This window comes from Microbacterium gorillae (genome assembly GCF_050990725.1).
Classification (GTDB): Bacteria; Actinomycetota; Actinomycetes; order Actinomycetales; family Microbacteriaceae; genus Microbacterium; species Microbacterium gorillae_A.
In genome coordinates, this window is record NZ_CP158844.1 from 185,098 (window position 1) to 200,065 (window position 14,968).

A 14,968-nucleotide genomic window follows, 5' to 3' on the forward strand; every position below is an offset into this window, starting at 1 on the left:
GGGGAAGGGGCGCTACTCGTACTCCGACATGCGCTGATCGAAGGTGGCGACGTCGCTCTCGGACAGCAGCTTCTCGGCGCGGAGCATGATCGACAGGCCTTCCATCGGGACGCCGGTGCGATCGTGGTCCGCCTGCCGCTCGGTGCGGAAACGACCGGTGGTGTCCTTCGACAGATCGTAGAGATCGCCGTAGAACCAGCCGCCGGTGTCGTAGTCGTACGACGCCCATTCCCACTGCGCCTGCAGATCGGGATCGGTGGAGCCGAACATCTTCTCGATGATCGACGGATCGATGGTGGACTCTGCCGGATCGTTCACGGGGTAGTACTGCGACATGCCATAGGAGAACAGCACGTCGTCGATGGTGTGCATCATCTGCAGCTTGAGCGCATTGTCGGTGATCGCCTCATTCGTGGACCAGATCGTCGACGTGTAGGTCCGCAGCATGGATTCGCCACCGTAGCCGTTGCGCTCCGGCGAGATGTCCTCAGGCACCGGCTGCTGAACCCAGGTGACGCCGTAGTCGGCGCTGAGGCGTTCGCGCACCGCGGTAAGGATCTCCTCCGTGCGCGCTCGCACCTCTTCGAGCGACGGCTGCGCCTTGATCTCGGTCGTCGACATCCCCTTCACGCCGGGGTAGCGCTCCCAGAGCTTCTGCTGCTCGGTCTTCTGACCCTCGTAGCTGCCCTGCGCCGCCGTGCGGACTGCGCTCACTCCGCCGATCGTGACCACGTTGAACACCAGCGCGATCGCCAGGGCGATGCCGCCCAGCCGACGCGCATCCCTCAGAATCACGGACGCGACGATCACGCCGACGATCAGCAGCTGGATGACGACGACGTTGAGGTTGAACAGGAAGTCCGTCGCCGAGACCGCGAGTGCTCCCAGGAGCACGACCGCCCAGCCGATCGCCGCGACGAGCGCGACGATACCAACCCGACGAAGCGGACGCGGCCCGTCGGCAACGGGGGCGGGAGAGGCGACCGGACGCGCCAACAGATCCACCGGAGAGACGAGCGCATGCCGAGCCTTCTCCAGGTCCGGATTCCGCGCACCGCGGTAGCCGCCGGGCGGTGGCACGGGCGGTGCGCCGTCCGAGCTGGTCACGTACCGGCTGCCCGGGCGCTCCGGTCCGTCCGGTACCGGGGTCGGCGACGCCCCGTTCGCCAGCCGCGCGGAATCCGGGGCTGGTGGTACGCCCACAGCCGCGGGCGGTGGAGCCGGAGCGGACTCAGAGTCCGCGGAAGCCGGGGAGCCGTCGGATTTCGCCGGGGCTTCGGGGGCCGCCGGGATGCCGGAGGCTGACGCAGCCTCAGCGCCCATGACACGCGGATCGTCGGGGCGAGACGGCGTGCCGGCGGGAGGCTGGTGCGGGGATACCCCGCCGTCTTCGCGCTGTGGATCGGGGTCGTTCACCATGGCTTATCCGTTCCGCCGCCGCCGGTGCCGTCGTCGCCGCGCTGGTCCCGCTCCTGCTGACCTTCCTCGAGCTTCTGCTGCAGTTCGTCCAGCTGATCCTGCGAGGGCTGATCCTGCTGCTGCTCCTCATTCGGGTCGGTGGGCTGCTGCGGATCCTCCTCGCCGTTCTGTTGGCGATCCTGCTGCTGCTGATTCTGCTGCTGCTTCTCGGACAGATCCTTCTGCTGCTGCTCGAGGGTGTCGGACATATCGCGATTGGGGTCGGGGGACTGGTCCTGGGCCTCGTCGCTCTGGCACTCGTCCGGCGTCTCGGCGTTCATGGTAAGCGCCTCTGCATAGAACGCCTGCGCGCCCTTCAGATCCCCCGCTTCCGTGGCGGCATCGCCCTGACGCTCCATCACGAACGCCAGGTTGATGCGCACAGCGCACACCTCGAGTCCGCGCGCCAGGGACAGCGCGTCCTCGAACTCGGCGCGGGCTTCAGGCAGCTTCTCCGACAGCGCGTAGCCGTCGCCCGCGTTGTACGGCGCCTTGTACGGCTCGAACCAGTTCAGCGGCTTCTGCCAGCCCGCGTTGCGCACGGTCCCTTCGCCGTCTCCGCTCACGTAGTCAGTAATCGCGAAGTGCGCGAACACGAACATGCTGAACAGTTTGGCCACCAGCACCAGCGCGGCGATCGTCAGCGGCAGGGTTCCGATGGCGACCCAGAACCGAACGCGTCGCCGTGTCCGGTTGCCGCGGATCAGTGCGTCGGCTGAGGTGTGCGGCGCGGTCATCGTTCACCCGCCTTCGTCGCGCGAAGACCGCGCATACCCGCGATCATCATGGCTGCGCGCGCGAGTTCGAACGCCAGGAGGCCCACCACCGCGAGAGCGAAGATCCAGAACAGCTCCGTGACGTTGCCCGTGCTTCCCGCTTCCGAGTAGTTCGTCGACGACTGCGGGGCGTCGGGCAGCGAGATCTCCGCATCTGCGGTGCGGTGCTCGTACTCGAGACCGAGGTCGGATCCGATCTGCTTCAGGTTGGTCTTGTCGATCACCGACATCGCATTCGCGCCCTGGTACTCGATGTAGCCCGGATCCTCGCCATCGGCACGACCGGTGGTGATCTTCATCGGTCCGCCCTCGGCTGTGCCGTAGCCGAGCACTCGCCCACCATCGACGTACTTCTTCGCCCCGGAGAACGACTCGACGGACTGACTCACGGTCTGCTCGCCGTCGCCCAGGTAGAACAGCATGCGCGAGCGATCGCGACCGGACTCCGCCTCGGCGGCGCTGCGCAGGGTCTGCTCGACGAGCTGCGCGGCGATGCCCACGGAGCTTCCGCGCGACTGGCCGGTGACCTCCGGTCGCAGCACGTCGATCGAACTCATCAGCGCGTTCGCGTCGGTGGTGAACGGCAGACGCAGCACCGGCTCCGCGTCGAAAGTGATCAGCGCGAAGCGCGCTCCGGGATAGGTGTCGGCGATGCTCTGCACGTCCTGTCGCACGCCATCGAGCCGAGGCTGGCCGTCGCCCCAGTCTTCGGCCACGATGCTCGCCGTGGTGTCGACGGCGATGAGGATGTCGGTGTTCGTGGTGAGCGTCTGCGTCTGTCCGCCGGGAACCGCCGGGCGCAGCAGCATGACGAAGCAGAGCAGCACGAGCAGGGTCCGCTCCGCCCACAGCCACCGCCGCGCGCCCGTCGGGGCCGTGATGATGTTGCGCACGGTCACGAAGACGCCGCCGCCCACGAGGATGATCAGCACGAAGACGTTGAGAACCGGGTGGAAGATCACAGCCGCACCCTCCACATCAGCGCCACGAATCCGATCGAGAGAACGGCCAGCACGGCGAGGGCTAGGTTCGGGGAGTCACTCCAGATGATCTGCACCTGTCCCTTGAGCTGCGTGGCCGCCTGCTGCTGGACCTCGGCGACGATGTCGTCGACGGTGGTGGCGTCTCGGAGCTCGTACGCCTTGCCCCCGGTGAGCGCCGCCGCATCGGCGAGCTCTTGGGTCATCGTCGCGTCCTTGCCCGCCACGGGATTGATGGCGAACACTCGGACGCCCATGGACTTCGCGAACGCCGCGGCTTCCGGGACCGACACGATGGAAGCGCCGTTCACCTCGTTGTCGCTGGCGAAGATGATGGTGCGCGAACGCTCCTCCTCCACGTGGTCGAACCGCATCGCGCAGGCGGTGAGACCGTCACCGATGAGCGAAGCTCCCGGTCCGTTGAGCGTGCCGCTGTAGTGTTCGGGAACGCTATCGGTGTAGTCGAAGCTGCGCCGCAGGCTCTGCAGGTGCTCGCGGATGAAGTCGTAGTCGTCGGTCAGGGGGAAGACCTGGACCGGCGACGAGTTGAAGATCGTCAGGCCCAGCCGCTCGCCCTCGAAACCGTCGAGAAGGTTCTCGAACACGTCGATGATCTCGAGATCCACCTCGCTCATCGAGCCGGATACATCGAGGCAGAGCATGATGTCGCGATTGGTGCTCACCGGCTGGATGGTCTGCGCGGTCATCGGACGCGCGGCCGCCAGGCCACCCGACAGCACGGCCAGTGCGCCCAGCACCAGGATGCCGGAGAGGGCGATCCGCCGCGTGCGGACGGCGCGGGAGAACGAGGGCAGCGCGCGCAGACGCTCCGCGCGCGCCAGCTGGGCACCCCCGCCGGTGACGCGTCGGGAGGTGCGGACGAGGCCGATCGTCACGCCGATCGCGATGGCGACCACCAGCACTCCGCCCACGATCAGGAGCATGAACGGCCAGTTCAACGCCATGATCGCACCACCGTTCGCGCGGCTTCGGCTCCGGCCACCGGATCGACCGGCGGACCGCTGCGGAAGATGCTCGGGTAGTAGTGGCGACGCAGCGCGTCGATCAGTGACGGGTTGACCCCGAGCCGCTGCAGATCCTGCAGCGAGAGCACGGGCGCCTCCAGACCGCTGTACTCGTTGACATACCGCCGCACCAGTCGGCTCAACTGGACGTTGGCCTCGCGGGGTGGCAGCGTGCGCTCGCGGTAGCCGCGCTCGATCGCGTCGATCTGACGGAGGTAGTCGCCCTGCAGGCGGGCTACCACCTCAGGCAGGGTGAGCTGGCTTCCGGGGTCGTCGGCGATGGCGTCCGCAACCTTCTTCGGGCGCGTGAGGACCACCAGCAGGATCGCCGCGATCACGAGAACGAGGATGATGCCGAACGCCAGCAGCAGCCAGAGGCCGCCGTACTGCGTGGGCGGGTAGAGGTCGTCAGGAGCGGACACGCGACCTCCGATTCAGCATCTGCAGGATCTCGCCGACGGCATAGTCCTGGTTGCGCAGCACCGTGTGATCGATCTCCCAGCGCCGAAAGAACTCGCGGCGGTGGTCCTCCGCCTGCTCGCGCTTCTCGGTGAGCTCAGCGAGCACTTCCGGATCCCCGTTCACGAAGTCGGGCACCCGCCATCCGCTGACCACGTCGCTGCGCACGGAAGCAGATCGATGACTCAGCACCACGTCCGCGTCGGCCACCGTGATCCAGACCAGGTCGTGCTGGAGTCGCAGGCGCCGGATCAGCTGCTCGGTGCGGTCGGTGAGCGGATCCTCGTCCGCGATCACCACCACGATCATCCGCTGCGCGATGGTACGCGCGACGAAGTCGAGCAGGTCGTCCACCGATCCGGGAGCGGTTGCCGCAGACGTCGTCGAATCGAGCGTGCGCAGCATGTGTTCGAGTGCCGCCTCGCTGCTTCCGGTCTGCAGGCGCCGGACCCGATCGGCGTCGCCGTAGACGAGCCCGACGTCGTCGCCGTGGCGAACCGTGAGGTATCCCAGCGCGCCCATCGCGAGGATGGACAGCTCCTGTTTCGGCGCGCCATCCTCCGCGAGTGCGGCCATGGTGCGCCCGGTGTCCACCACGAACAGCACGGTCTGCGCGCGCGTCGCACGGGTGCGCTTGACCACGAGGTTGCCGAGGCGAGCGGACGCGCGCCAGTCGATATCGCGCACCTGATCGCCGGTCTCATAGCGACGCAGGTCCTCGAAGTCGAGGCTGCGCCCGTGCAGCAACGACTTGTACGCGCCGTCGAGCTGGTGCATCGACGATCGCCCGGAGGAGATGAAGAGCTTGCTCTTCACCCGCGGAATGAGGCTGGCCATGGCGGAACGCGCTCCGGTTACGGGGTGGGGACGGCGCCGAAGATCGCGTCGATGAGGTCTTCGCCGCGCACGCCGTCGGCCTGCCCCTCGAAGGTGAGCAGCACGCGGTGGCGCAGGATCACGTGACGGAGCGAACGGACATCCTCGGGGATCACATACGCGCGGCCCTGCAGCAGCGCGAAGGCCCGCGCTGCCTGCAGGAAGGCGATGCTCGCACGGGGACTCGCACCGTACTTGATGTGGCGGGCTCGGTCGTCACCGATGTAGGGTGCCGGGTTCCGTGTGACGTACACGAGCGACACGATGTAGTTGCGGATTGCCGGGTCCACGTGCACGCGCGATGCGATCGACTGCAGGTCCCGAACGTCGTCGAGCGTCACCTTCCCGTCGCCCGGGTGATCGGGGTCGAGGATGCCGGCGTCGATGCGGTTCAGCACCTCGAGCTCCTCCGCCGGGCTCGGATAGTCGACGATCTCCTTGAGGAGGAAGCGGTCCATCTGCGCCTCGGGCAGCTCGTAGGTGCCCTCCTGCTCGATAGGGTTCTGGGTGGCGATCACGAGGAATGGGCGCGGCAGCTTGTGAAGCTCACCGCCGATCGTGGTCTGCTTCTCCTGCATCGCCTCGAGCATCGCCGACTGGGTCTTCGCGGAGGAGCGGTTGATCTCGTCGAGCAGCACGAAGTTGGCGTGCACTGGTCCGAGCACGGTGCGGAACGTGCCGTGCGCGGCGTCGTAGATCTGGCTGCCGGTGATGTCGCTGGGAAGCAGATCGGGCGTGCACTGGATGCGCTTGAAGTCGGCCTGTACGGTGGCCGCCAGGGTGGAGGCGGCGGTGGTCTTCGCCAGGCCCGGAACCGACTCCAGCAGGATGTGTCCGCCGGCGATGAGCGCGATCAGCAGGCTGGTGCGCAGCCGCTCCTGTCCCACCATGCGAGCCGAGTAGGCGTCTGACACGATCTTCAGGACGTCGCGTGCGCGCGCCATCTCCTGCTCTGTGGGTGCGGCGGCGGGCTGCTGCATCGTGGTCCCTTTCCCTGCGCGGGGACGGCAGACACCTGTTCCCCCTGGACCACAACGCTACCCGCACCCTGTCCGCGACGCATACGGATGCCGCTGTGGTGTTGGTGTGTGTTGTTCGCGTGGGGCGTTAGGAGTGCGGCTTCCTGGTGCGTGTGGCGATCACGATCACGAGGACCACGATGATCACCATCGCGAGCGCTCCGCCGCCGATGAGCCAGGGGAGCACGGACGCGAGCGTGTCAGACGCGCTCGCCGCGGCGGGTGGTGTCGTGGCGGGGCGTTCGGGCGCTGATGTGGGGGAGCTGGTGGCCGGTGCGGCTGTGGTCGGGACGGCTGTGGGTGTGGGCGTGTCGCCCGTGATCTGTTCCCTGGTGGGTACGCCGAGGGGCTGGTTCATCAGCGGGTTCTCATCCGGCAGTGTCGTAGGGTCCACGGCGAGAAGGTATGGCAGGGAGATCGCACCATAGCCGCCACCGTTGGTGTCGTTTCTGGGCTGCCCTTCACGAGATTGCGAGGTCGTGGTAATTAGCGCCTGGATGAGCTGGTTACCTGTCGCCGAGGGGTACTTCTGCAACAGCAGCGCCAGTGCCCCCGCCACGAGCGGCGTTGCAAAGGAACTGCCCGTGGCGGCCGCCATCTCGTCCCATCCCTCGGCTGCGCCCGGTGTCATGATCTTGACCCCGGGAGCGACCACCGTGACGCTCGGTGTGATGACGGGCCTGCCTGCGTCGGTGAGCAGCATGCCGTCACGCGACACAGCAGCGACGGACACCACCCCGTTGAATTGGCTCGGCGCCTGCCATGTGCGCTGCTCTTGGGTGTTGGCGGTGGACGTCACTATGACGACACCTGCGGCGAGCGCTGTAGCGATGACGTCAGCGTCCGCGTCGTTGTGGACTACCGTTGCCTGAGAGATGGAGATAATGCGGTTGCCGTCAGCGACGGCGCGGGCAACCGCTGCCATCATCGGTGAGGGATCACCTGATCGTCCAAGGCACTTGTCATGACCGTCTGAATAGAACGTGACGTCGGCGTCGGGGGCGATGCCTTGCATCGCGAGTTCTCGAACTGGCCGCGCGATAAGCAGCGCCGTGACCCCGGTTCCATGTAGCACGCCATCGTTCAGTCCCGACGTCGTCACGGGGACATCGCAGCTGACGACAGGATTGATAGAGAGCGATGCGCCCGCGAAGACGTCGAGATCAGGATTGATCTGGGTGTCGATCACGGCGATCTTGACGCCGGCTCCGGTGAGTCCTTCGTTGCGTGCGTCCTCGACGTGCATGCCCGTATACCACCAGTTGTAATCCTCATCACCCGTTGCCGCCGCGGGAAGGGTTCCCATCGGCAGCGCGACGAGCACTGCGACGGCCGCGATGAGCGTGCGGAGTCGACGGAACCGTCGGCGACGGGTGAGAGTATCAGTCACGCCCGCCGGCTCCGGCCGCTTCGGATCGTGGGAGTGGCTCGTCGTCATCATCCAAGTGTGGGGCAACGAGGCCGGACAGTCCGCGACGCGACTTCGAACCTGTGGACTGACCGCCACCGGCTCCGCCGCCCATCATGCCCATCCCACCGCCCGAACGTGCCCCGGCTGCAGCAGTGCCGGGTGCGGTCGCGAGAGCGGATGCACCGTGGGATCCGTTGAGGCCGGTCTGCATGAGCTTCGCGCCGGCCAGACTGACCGCGCCGCCCGCGCCGCCGATGAGCCCCGCAGACCCGGCACCACCGATGCCACCGCCAGTGCCTGCGCTTGTACCGCCGATACCTGTACCGCCACTGCTCAGCAGTCCACTGGTGCTGCCAACACCAAGACCCGTTGCGCGACCGACGCTGGTGCCGGTGCCCCATCCGTGGGAGCCGTTGCCCATCGCCGAGTCCGGCGTGAGCCCTGGACGATACTGTCCACCATCTGTGCCAGGGATGTACGAGCCCGTCGGGTTGGACGTCGCTGGGTGGTACGGCGGGTGCGGCGTGTAGGGCTGATAGTCAGAGCCGCTGTTCTCGCCCGGGACGTACGGCGTGTACAGATCGTCGTCGGGGTAGGTCGGGCGGGTGGGCTCCCATGAGCCGGGGTCGACTGGTGTCCAGGGAGCGTCTGGGTTGTTCCCGGTGGGATCGTCCGGGTTCCAGGGGCGGGTCGGATAATCCGGCAACGCAGGCAATGAGTGCACGTCATCGGGTGGCACGATGGGGTATGTGGGCACAGGCCAACCGACATTGATCTCATCGTCGGGGCGGTCGGGGAGTGAAGTTATCGGGAACGTGGGAACCGTCGGGCTCGTCTCATCTCCAGTGCCAGGATCGCGCGGCGGCGTGTAGGTAATCCCTGGCGGCACGTATCCGGCGGGATTGTGGCCGCCACCCGGGTACAAGCCGAAGGAACCATCACCACCCCCGGTAGCGGGTCCTGTGTCACCAGCGAAGTTGCCCCCGCCGGCATCAACTCGAGTCAAGTCGGTGCCCTGGTTCCCGGTGGGAGCGAGTCGTGTCTGGGTGTTGAACTGTTGGGCCCAGTAGTCCATGCGGTCTGCGACGGCTTTCACGCCTTCTTGGGCGCGGGCTTGGCGTTGGGCACGGAAATAGGTGTTGAGGGCACCGATGATGCCGTCAGTGATGGTGAACGTTAGAGGCCCGAGCTGCCAGGTCGATCCGGTCTCGGCGGTGCACAACTGGTACTCATCGTCGGAGTTGAGGGCTTCGGGGTAGGCATCAAGCGCATCGCAATGCTCTCGGGCGAGGATGCGTCGATCCGAGTTCATCACTCGAAGATTCTGAATGAGCGTCGCCACATCGTCGGACAGTTGCGCGGCCTCGTTCGCGTCGCTGTTGAACGCGGCGCGGGCTGCGTCACCGGTGTCACCCTCGATGCCGTCGGCTGTGACACCGCGCAGGACGTTGGAGATGTCGAGGAGGGCATCGCTGATGGCTTGGGCGTAGGGCAGTTCTGTCTCGGTCTCCATTGACGCGAGGCGGTTCAGTTCGGCTTCCCAGTCCGCACCGCCGCCATCGGCGACATGCATGATCTCCATGTTGACTCCCCTGAAATAAGTTCTGTGCGCTGCTGTTCAGAATCTTGCGACGCGTGATGGGTGCGGCGATAAGCCTCAGACGAACTCGTCGTCGATCGGCGTCGGTGTGATTCCGCCGCCCGCTCCAGGTGCCGTGGTAGGCGTCGCGGGCACTCCGCTGGCGTCTGTGATCTGGTCCAGGAGCCTCTGTGCGTCGGCGGCGGCGTTCGCGTCGGTCTGCTGGAACTCAGCGATCGTGGCCTGCAGGTCGCTGATCCGGGTGATGACTTTGCCGTTGAGCGTGGCGGCATCCGCGGCGCGTGCGGCGAGCTCTGCTTGGAGCTGCTGGACCCACGTGTGCAGAGCCAGGGGGCGGTAACTCAGCTGGAACTGCTGTAAGCCTTGGCTCATCTGGGACAGGTCGGTGACGCCGGCAGCGTCAGCCGTCGCTTGTTGGAGGCGTTTGATTCCCGCGCCGAGAGCTTCGGCATCGATGCGAATGGTCATGATTCCCCTCAATCACGTGAAACCCGGTCCTCCGTCACCGTGGCCGGAGGAATCGGGTGGGATGCCGGCGAGGACATAACGCTCCTCGCCGGCACCCGGGTCCGTTCGGGATCAGATTTCGAAGCGGCCCTTGGACTTGTGGTCGCTGCGGAGGTAGTCGACCTTGATGGCGTCGGTCTGCTGACCGATCTGGATCAGCAGCGCGTTCATCTGGTTGATCGAGCGCGACCAGGCGGCGTGAGCGGTGTCGTACGCGACCTGCGCGTCACCCTCCCACGAAGCCCGCAGCGTGGAGACCTTCGAGTCCAGGTTCTCCAGAGCCTGATTGATGGCCTTGCCGCGCTGGTTGATGTCGGAAGAAAGCGCCTCAAGCGCTGCCGGGTTGACGGAGAAAGAATCCATGATCGTCGATGTCCTTCGAAGTGTCCGGGTGGCTCAGGCGAGGGTTGCGCCGAGGCCGCCGATGATCTGCTGGTTCGACTCATCCGTCGCCACCTGGTCAGACGCCGTGCCCCGCAGAGCACCCTCCAGCGTCACCAGCACCTGGTTGATCTTGCGGGCCTCAGCCTCCCACCGCTCCACGAGCGAGAAGTACTGGTTCGCCGCCGGACCCGTCCACAGCGGACGCGTGGCACCAGCCGCACCATCCACCGCACGCACGTTCGCCGCGATCGCCGCGTTCGTGTCATTCACCGCACTCGCACCAGCGAGTAGCGCACCCGCCTCAGCAGAGATCTTCTCAGCCACAACACACCCCCCAAGTCATGCCGCCCGCACGCCCCCAAGCGCGCGAATGAAAACAGCAATCGCGACGAACTTAGCGCACCGAGGATCAGCGCGCATCGACGATCCACAGCATGAGGAAACTCTCATCCTGTGGGCCGGGTATTCAGACAGTGAACGCGGCAACACGCTCGTAAGCTGGCGCCGGGAAACCAGCTACAGGGGGGGGGCGTGATGGTGTTCAACAATCCTGAAGAGTCGCTCGCGCGAATCCAGGAAGATGTCGCCCGGGCGGAAGCCCGAGCGAAGGCACTGCCGCTGATGCAGGAACAGATCGCTCAGGTCCGCGGTCGAGCGCAGTCGCGTCAGCGAGACATCAGCGTCGAGGTCGACGCATCGGGCCAAGTCAGTGGACTAGACATCTCCGATGACGCGCTCAGCCGGGGCGGGCGGGCTGTGTCTCGCGAAGTCCTGGATCTGATCAAGACCGCGACGATCCGTGTACGGGAGCAGTCCCTCGCGATCACGACCGAGCTGCTGGGTGCGGATGATCCGATCGTGAAACTCACCGCAGACCAACTCGCCGCCGACATCGAGAGCACGGACCAGAGCGGGGACCTGCGGTGGTAGCCGACCGCATCGCCATCAGCCCGTCTGGGCTGACCGCACACGCGGAACAGGTGGAACAACTCGCCACGGACGTCACCGTCGCGCTCGACGCGGTCCGCGGCATCAACCTCGGCGGCGGAGCGTTCGGCGTGATGTGCGCCTGGATGGTGCCACCGGCCCTGACCGCCAGTACCCTCGTGATCAACCACATCCAGCAAGCCCAGGACGTCCTTCAACGCACCAGCGATGAACTCCGAAGCACCGCCGACGACTTCCGCGCCATGGAAGACGGAAACATCGCCGCACTGAACGCCCTCCTGAAGAGTGTTGAATCCCTGCCCGCCGCTGCGCCCGCCGGGAGCGGAAGCATATTCGGTGGGGTGCTGGAATGAGCGACGGCAACCCGCTCGTCGCAGATCGCGTCGACACCACTTCCGCATTCGCCGGTGCGTTTCTCCTGCAAGACGTGGAAGACATCGCGAACTCCGTCTCCTCCGGCGACTGGGCAGCCGGGGCCCTCGCCGTCGCATCGACCGCGCTCGACACCGTCGGAGCGCTCATCGACCCGATCGGCACCCTCATCGCCAACGGCCTCGGATGGGTACTCGACCACATCGAGCCCCTCAAGTCGTGGTTCAACGACTTCACCGGAGACGCCGCCGAAGTCGCCTCCTTCTCCGGCACCTGGGGCAACACCAGCGCATACCTCGCTCAACTCGCGGACGGGTATCAGGGGTTGCTGCCGCAGCTCGACGGTATGGCCGGTGAGACCATCGACGCGTACCTCGCTCACGCGAACACCCTCATCGCACACCTCCGCGGCGCAAGCGACTGGTCCAACGCCATGGCCACCGGACTGCAGATCGCATCCACCCTGGTGCAGATGGTGCACGACATCGTCCGCGACGTCATCAGCCAACTCGTCGGCTCCGCGATCTCCGCCGCCGCCACCACAGCAGCAACCATCGGATTCGGCGCTCCCGCCGCGATGGCCCAGTTCGGCATGAAGGTCGCCGGACTCGTCGCCAAGGTCGGCCGCGTCATCTCCAAAGTCCTCGACGCCCTCACCACGCTGCTCCGCAAACTCGGCCCTCTCGGACGCGGCGTCGCATCCGTCACCGAATTCCTCGCCAAACTCCTCCGCGGTGCGCCGGGCGGACACCACACAACCCCGCTTGACGAGACCGGCCACACACCCACACGCCCCACAGGCGACTCCGGAGGAGGCTCAGGCGGCTCCGGTGGTCGCGGAAGCTCGGAAGGCGGCTCAGGGGGCGCAGGCGGTGGCTCGGGTGGGCGACCCGATCGGCTGACGCTCCAAGAACAGTCGGGCCCACTTCCCCGAGCGGAGGGCCCGCTCTATGCGGACCCGACGCTCACGAAGGGCGATGGCTGGACGAGAGTGTCTGACGAGAACGTCTCGCCGCGAGACTATGGCCTCCCACAGACCGAACATGGTCATCCTGGCGAGAGGTTTGAACTCCCGGATGCTCCGAACCCAAAAGTTCAGGACCTCATGCTGCACCCGGATGTCAAGTACGGTTGGGATGAGCACGGTGTTCCCCTCGACCGGGATGGATGGAACTCTCGATTCACCCAACCCGATTCTCCAGACGGAGAGCCGGGGGGTGTGCGGTGGCCAGGAAATGACGGCGCGGTGAACGGCAGTCGGGTGCAATATGACGATATGGACAGCCTTCTTCGAGACTACCCAGAGATGCGGAATCTCGATCGAATTGGGACACCCGGCGGAGAATATCTGACTGTGCGCGGGACTCCTTTTGAGCAACGAGGCCTCACCCCGGGCCACGCGGGTTTCGACTACCATGAATATGACATCGTCGGAACTCTTCCTCCACATATCAAGCCCGAGATCTCTGTTGTCGCTCCGGCGAACGGATTTCCCGGCGGCGGCTGGCAGCTTCGCTTCCTGGACACCAATACCGGAAAGTGGATCCCTGCTGGACAGCTCAAATCACCATATGGAGTTCTCAGTGAACAATGAGTGGGAGGCGTTGGAGGAGTTCATCGTCTTCGCGCGTGAGCACCATTGGGGTCAGCCTGTCGAGTGGCGTCATGATCCTGACCGACCGCCGGGGGCCCAGATCCTTACCGTTGGTGGTGATCCCGACACCTGGGTGTCCTGGGCTGACGGCAGCTTCACCGTCCGGGACTACAGTCGCGGGAGGCTGTTGTCAGAAGACGTTGTGACGAACTCCGTCGAGGCTCTCGATAAGTACTTGATGTTTACCTTAGAAGGGGGTTTTCGGCAGTATGTCGGACTGCCTCAGTTGCGGTTTGGGCTTGTTCCGGAAGTGCGCCCTGGCCGTTTCGGTGAGTATGACGTCTCTGAGGCTGACGGAATACTGGTCATCCGATGGAACGAGCACGGGACCGAGAAGTTCTTCCGATCGGGTGATTACCACGCCCGCTATTTCATGCTGGGTGCGCGGTACTCGCCCGCTGAAGTGCGGGAAGCCGTGATGCGGGTCGACGGGAGCCCGGTCTTTGGTTCTGTCCCGCCGTGGACACGTGGCTCGGAGCAACCGACGGTGAACTGGCTGGAACTACTCGAGCGGAGCGGCAATGTCTGATGAAAGTGGCGGCACCGGGCCACAGCCAGGCGAGGCGGCTGCGCGGATGCAGGCACGGGTGCGATGGCCGCAGAATCACGGCGCCCAACCGGGGTCCCGGCTTCGATATGAGAGCATTCCGGCACTAGTGAACGACTATCCCGAATTCCAGCATCTCGATCGTATCGGGGCTGAGAGCGGCGTCCATCTGGCCGTACGCGGAACGGCGTTCGAGATGCGGAGTGTGACGCCCTATCACTCGGAGTTCGAGTACCACACCTATGAACTCACGGGGATCCTGCCGGCCCCGATTCAGCCGGAGATCTCCGTCGTGGCGCCCGCGCTCGGGTTTCCTGGCGGAGGCTGGCAGATTCTGTTCGTCGACACGTCACGATCGCTGTGGGTCAGTGTCGCCGACCTCATCGACAAGTACGGGGTGATTCGATGACCTATCGCGAGACGATGGTCGGCCTCGCCGACTACGCCGCCCAGGGACGCTTCTTCTGGGAGGAGCCGACCATTCCCGGTGCCGACCGGAACTCTCTGGCATTCGGGCTCATCGGTGGCGACCCCGACTTCGTGTGCACGGCGGAGCAGGGCACCTATGTGGTCGGGCGGCGTGAGCGCGGAGTGCTCACCCCGCCGCTGCTGACCACGAACTCGCTGTACGAGGTGGACCGCTACCTGTCATTCGCCATCGGAAACAGCGTTCGATATCGGAGCGGTCTGCCACGTCTGGCCTTCGATCTTCGAGCGCCGCTGGGGGTTGGGACGCACGGTGGATATCTGGTGTCTCGCGCACCGGGCACCGTCACCATCGCGTGGAATACGTCGTCGGGGGAGCGGTACGTGTCGTTCCTCACCGATGCCGACGCGTCGCGATTCCTGCTGTACTCGTCGTTCTCGGTGGAGGACATTCGCGCCGCATTCCTGTCGGAGACCGGCAGCCCCTTGGTGGGCTGAGCCGAGCGACGCCTCTGGGGTACGTGCG

General features: G+C 65.8%; 18 protein-coding genes. 6 read left to right on the plus strand and 12 right to left on the minus strand.

From position 1 onward, the window contains the following. Positions 1–12 precede the first annotated feature (12 nt). From ABTV68_RS00855 to ABTV68_RS00910, 12 genes are all read right to left on the minus strand, one after another. Complete coding sequence (locus ABTV68_RS00855; RefSeq protein ID WP_433675728.1) at positions 13–1,419, minus strand: hypothetical protein; 1,407 nt, start codon at positions 1,417–1,419, stop codon at positions 13–15. Next, entirely contained in the window at positions 1,413–2,195 is a 783-nt protein-coding gene (locus ABTV68_RS00860; RefSeq protein ID WP_433675729.1) for a tetratricopeptide repeat protein, read from the minus strand. Before ABTV68_RS00860 ends, ABTV68_RS00855 begins: the two co-directional genes overlap by 7 nt. Beyond that, on the minus strand, positions 2,192–3,196 hold the full coding sequence (locus tag ABTV68_RS00865; RefSeq protein WP_433675730.1) for a VWA domain-containing protein: 1,005 nt from the start codon (positions 3,194–3,196) through the stop codon (positions 2,192–2,194). The genes ABTV68_RS00860 and ABTV68_RS00865 overlap by 4 nt, the downstream gene beginning before the upstream one ends. After that, a complete protein-coding gene (locus ABTV68_RS00870; RefSeq protein ID WP_433675731.1) occupies positions 3,193–4,179 on the minus strand; it encodes a vWA domain-containing protein in 987 nt (328 codons plus the stop codon). The genes ABTV68_RS00865 and ABTV68_RS00870 overlap by 4 nt, the downstream gene beginning before the upstream one ends. After that, positions 4,170–4,661, minus strand: a complete 492-nt coding sequence (locus tag ABTV68_RS00875) for a hypothetical protein (RefSeq protein ID WP_433675732.1) — start codon at positions 4,659–4,661, stop codon at positions 4,170–4,172. The genes ABTV68_RS00870 and ABTV68_RS00875 overlap by 10 nt, the downstream gene beginning before the upstream one ends. Next, the gene (locus ABTV68_RS00880) at positions 4,648–5,535 is read right to left on the minus strand and encodes a DUF58 domain-containing protein (RefSeq protein ID WP_433675733.1); all 888 of its coding nucleotides are present in this window, start codon (positions 5,533–5,535) and stop codon (positions 4,648–4,650) included. Before ABTV68_RS00880 ends, ABTV68_RS00875 begins: the two co-directional genes overlap by 14 nt. 17 nt (positions 5,536–5,552) lie before the next feature. Then, on the minus strand, positions 5,553–6,554 hold the full coding sequence (locus ABTV68_RS00885) for an AAA family ATPase (protein WP_433675734.1): 1,002 nt from the start codon (positions 6,552–6,554) through the stop codon (positions 5,553–5,555). A gap of 127 nt (positions 6,555–6,681) precedes the next feature. Further along, on the minus strand, positions 6,682–7,983 hold the full coding sequence (locus ABTV68_RS00890; RefSeq protein WP_433675735.1) for a S8 family peptidase: 1,302 nt from the start codon (positions 7,981–7,983) through the stop codon (positions 6,682–6,684). Further along, positions 7,976–9,586 carry a hypothetical protein gene (locus tag ABTV68_RS00895; RefSeq protein ID WP_433675736.1) on the minus strand — a complete coding sequence of 537 codons (1,611 nt, stop codon included), beginning with the start codon at positions 9,584–9,586 and terminating at the stop codon, positions 7,976–7,978. Before ABTV68_RS00895 ends, ABTV68_RS00890 begins: the two co-directional genes overlap by 8 nt. Before the next feature lie 75 nt (positions 9,587–9,661). Continuing rightward, positions 9,662–10,072, minus strand: a complete 411-nt coding sequence (locus ABTV68_RS00900) for a hypothetical protein (RefSeq protein ID WP_433675737.1) — start codon at positions 10,070–10,072, stop codon at positions 9,662–9,664. 111 nt (positions 10,073–10,183) lie between these two features. Beyond that, positions 10,184–10,474: a WXG100 family type VII secretion target gene (locus ABTV68_RS00905; RefSeq protein WP_433675738.1), complete on the minus strand. Its 291-nt coding sequence runs from the start codon at positions 10,472–10,474 to the stop codon at positions 10,184–10,186. A gap of 33 nt (positions 10,475–10,507) precedes the next feature. Then, positions 10,508–10,819, minus strand: a complete 312-nt coding sequence (locus ABTV68_RS00910) for a WXG100 family type VII secretion target (RefSeq protein ID WP_433675739.1) — start codon at positions 10,817–10,819, stop codon at positions 10,508–10,510. Between the two features lie 210 nt (positions 10,820–11,029). Here ABTV68_RS00910 and ABTV68_RS00915 point away from each other — a divergent pair, with 210 nt between their 5' ends. From ABTV68_RS00915 to ABTV68_RS00940, 6 genes are read left to right on the plus strand one after another with little or no spacing between them, the layout of a single operon-like run. Then, positions 11,030–11,425: a hypothetical protein gene (locus tag ABTV68_RS00915; RefSeq protein WP_433675740.1), complete on the plus strand. Its 396-nt coding sequence runs from the start codon at positions 11,030–11,032 to the stop codon at positions 11,423–11,425. Next, on the plus strand, positions 11,419–11,796 hold the full coding sequence (locus ABTV68_RS00920) for a type VII secretion target (protein ID WP_433675741.1): 378 nt from the start codon (positions 11,419–11,421) through the stop codon (positions 11,794–11,796). The genes ABTV68_RS00915 and ABTV68_RS00920 overlap by 7 nt, the downstream gene beginning before the upstream one ends. Next, positions 11,793–13,409, plus strand: a complete 1,617-nt coding sequence (locus tag ABTV68_RS00925; RefSeq protein ID WP_433675742.1) for a TNT domain-containing protein — start codon at positions 11,793–11,795, stop codon at positions 13,407–13,409. Before ABTV68_RS00920 ends, ABTV68_RS00925 begins: the two co-directional genes overlap by 4 nt. Then, complete coding sequence (locus ABTV68_RS00930) at positions 13,399–13,998, plus strand: hypothetical protein (protein WP_433675743.1); 600 nt, start codon at positions 13,399–13,401, stop codon at positions 13,996–13,998. The genes ABTV68_RS00925 and ABTV68_RS00930 overlap by 11 nt, the downstream gene beginning before the upstream one ends. Before the next feature lie 46 nt (positions 13,999–14,044). Beyond that, positions 14,045–14,425, plus strand: a complete 381-nt coding sequence (locus ABTV68_RS00935) for a TNT domain-containing protein (protein ID WP_433677667.1) — start codon at positions 14,045–14,047, stop codon at positions 14,423–14,425. Beyond that, positions 14,422–14,940 (plus strand): hypothetical protein, encoded by a 519-nt coding sequence (locus tag ABTV68_RS00940; RefSeq protein WP_433675744.1) that lies wholly within the window; start codon positions 14,422–14,424, stop codon positions 14,938–14,940. Before ABTV68_RS00935 ends, ABTV68_RS00940 begins: the two co-directional genes overlap by 4 nt. The last annotated feature ends 28 nt before the right edge of the window (positions 14,941–14,968 follow it).

Excerpts from the sequence above, each read along its gene's own strand:
- ABTV68_RS00855 (WP_433675728.1), bottom strand. The coding sequence starts at position 1,419 with ATGGTGAACGACCCCGATCCACAGCGCGAAGACGGCGGGGTATCCCCG.
- ABTV68_RS00860 (WP_433675729.1), bottom strand. The coding sequence starts at position 2,195 with ATGACCGCGCCGCACACCTCAGCCGACGCACTGATCCGCGGCAACCGG.
- ABTV68_RS00870 (WP_433675731.1), bottom strand. The coding sequence starts at position 4,179 with ATGGCGTTGAACTGGCCGTTCATGCTCCTGATCGTGGGCGGAGTGCTG.
- ABTV68_RS00880 (WP_433675733.1), bottom strand. The coding sequence starts at position 5,535 with ATGGCCAGCCTCATTCCGCGGGTGAAGAGCAAGCTCTTCATCTCCTCC.
- ABTV68_RS00885 (WP_433675734.1), bottom strand. The coding sequence starts at position 6,554 with ATGCAGCAGCCCGCCGCCGCACCCACAGAGCAGGAGATGGCGCGCGCA.
- ABTV68_RS00895 (WP_433675736.1), bottom strand. The coding sequence starts at position 9,586 with ATGGAGATCATGCATGTCGCCGATGGCGGCGGTGCGGACTGGGAAGCC.
- ABTV68_RS00900 (WP_433675737.1), bottom strand. The coding sequence starts at position 10,072 with ATGACCATTCGCATCGATGCCGAAGCTCTCGGCGCGGGAATCAAACGC.
- ABTV68_RS00905 (WP_433675738.1), bottom strand. The coding sequence starts at position 10,474 with ATGGATTCTTTCTCCGTCAACCCGGCAGCGCTTGAGGCGCTTTCTTCC.
- ABTV68_RS00915 (WP_433675740.1), top strand. The coding sequence starts at position 11,030 with ATGGTGTTCAACAATCCTGAAGAGTCGCTCGCGCGAATCCAGGAAGAT.
- ABTV68_RS00925 (WP_433675742.1), top strand. The coding sequence starts at position 11,793 with ATGAGCGACGGCAACCCGCTCGTCGCAGATCGCGTCGACACCACTTCC.
- ABTV68_RS00935 (WP_433677667.1), top strand. The coding sequence starts at position 14,045 with ATGCAGGCACGGGTGCGATGGCCGCAGAATCACGGCGCCCAACCGGGG.
- ABTV68_RS00940 (WP_433675744.1), top strand. The coding sequence starts at position 14,422 with ATGACCTATCGCGAGACGATGGTCGGCCTCGCCGACTACGCCGCCCAG.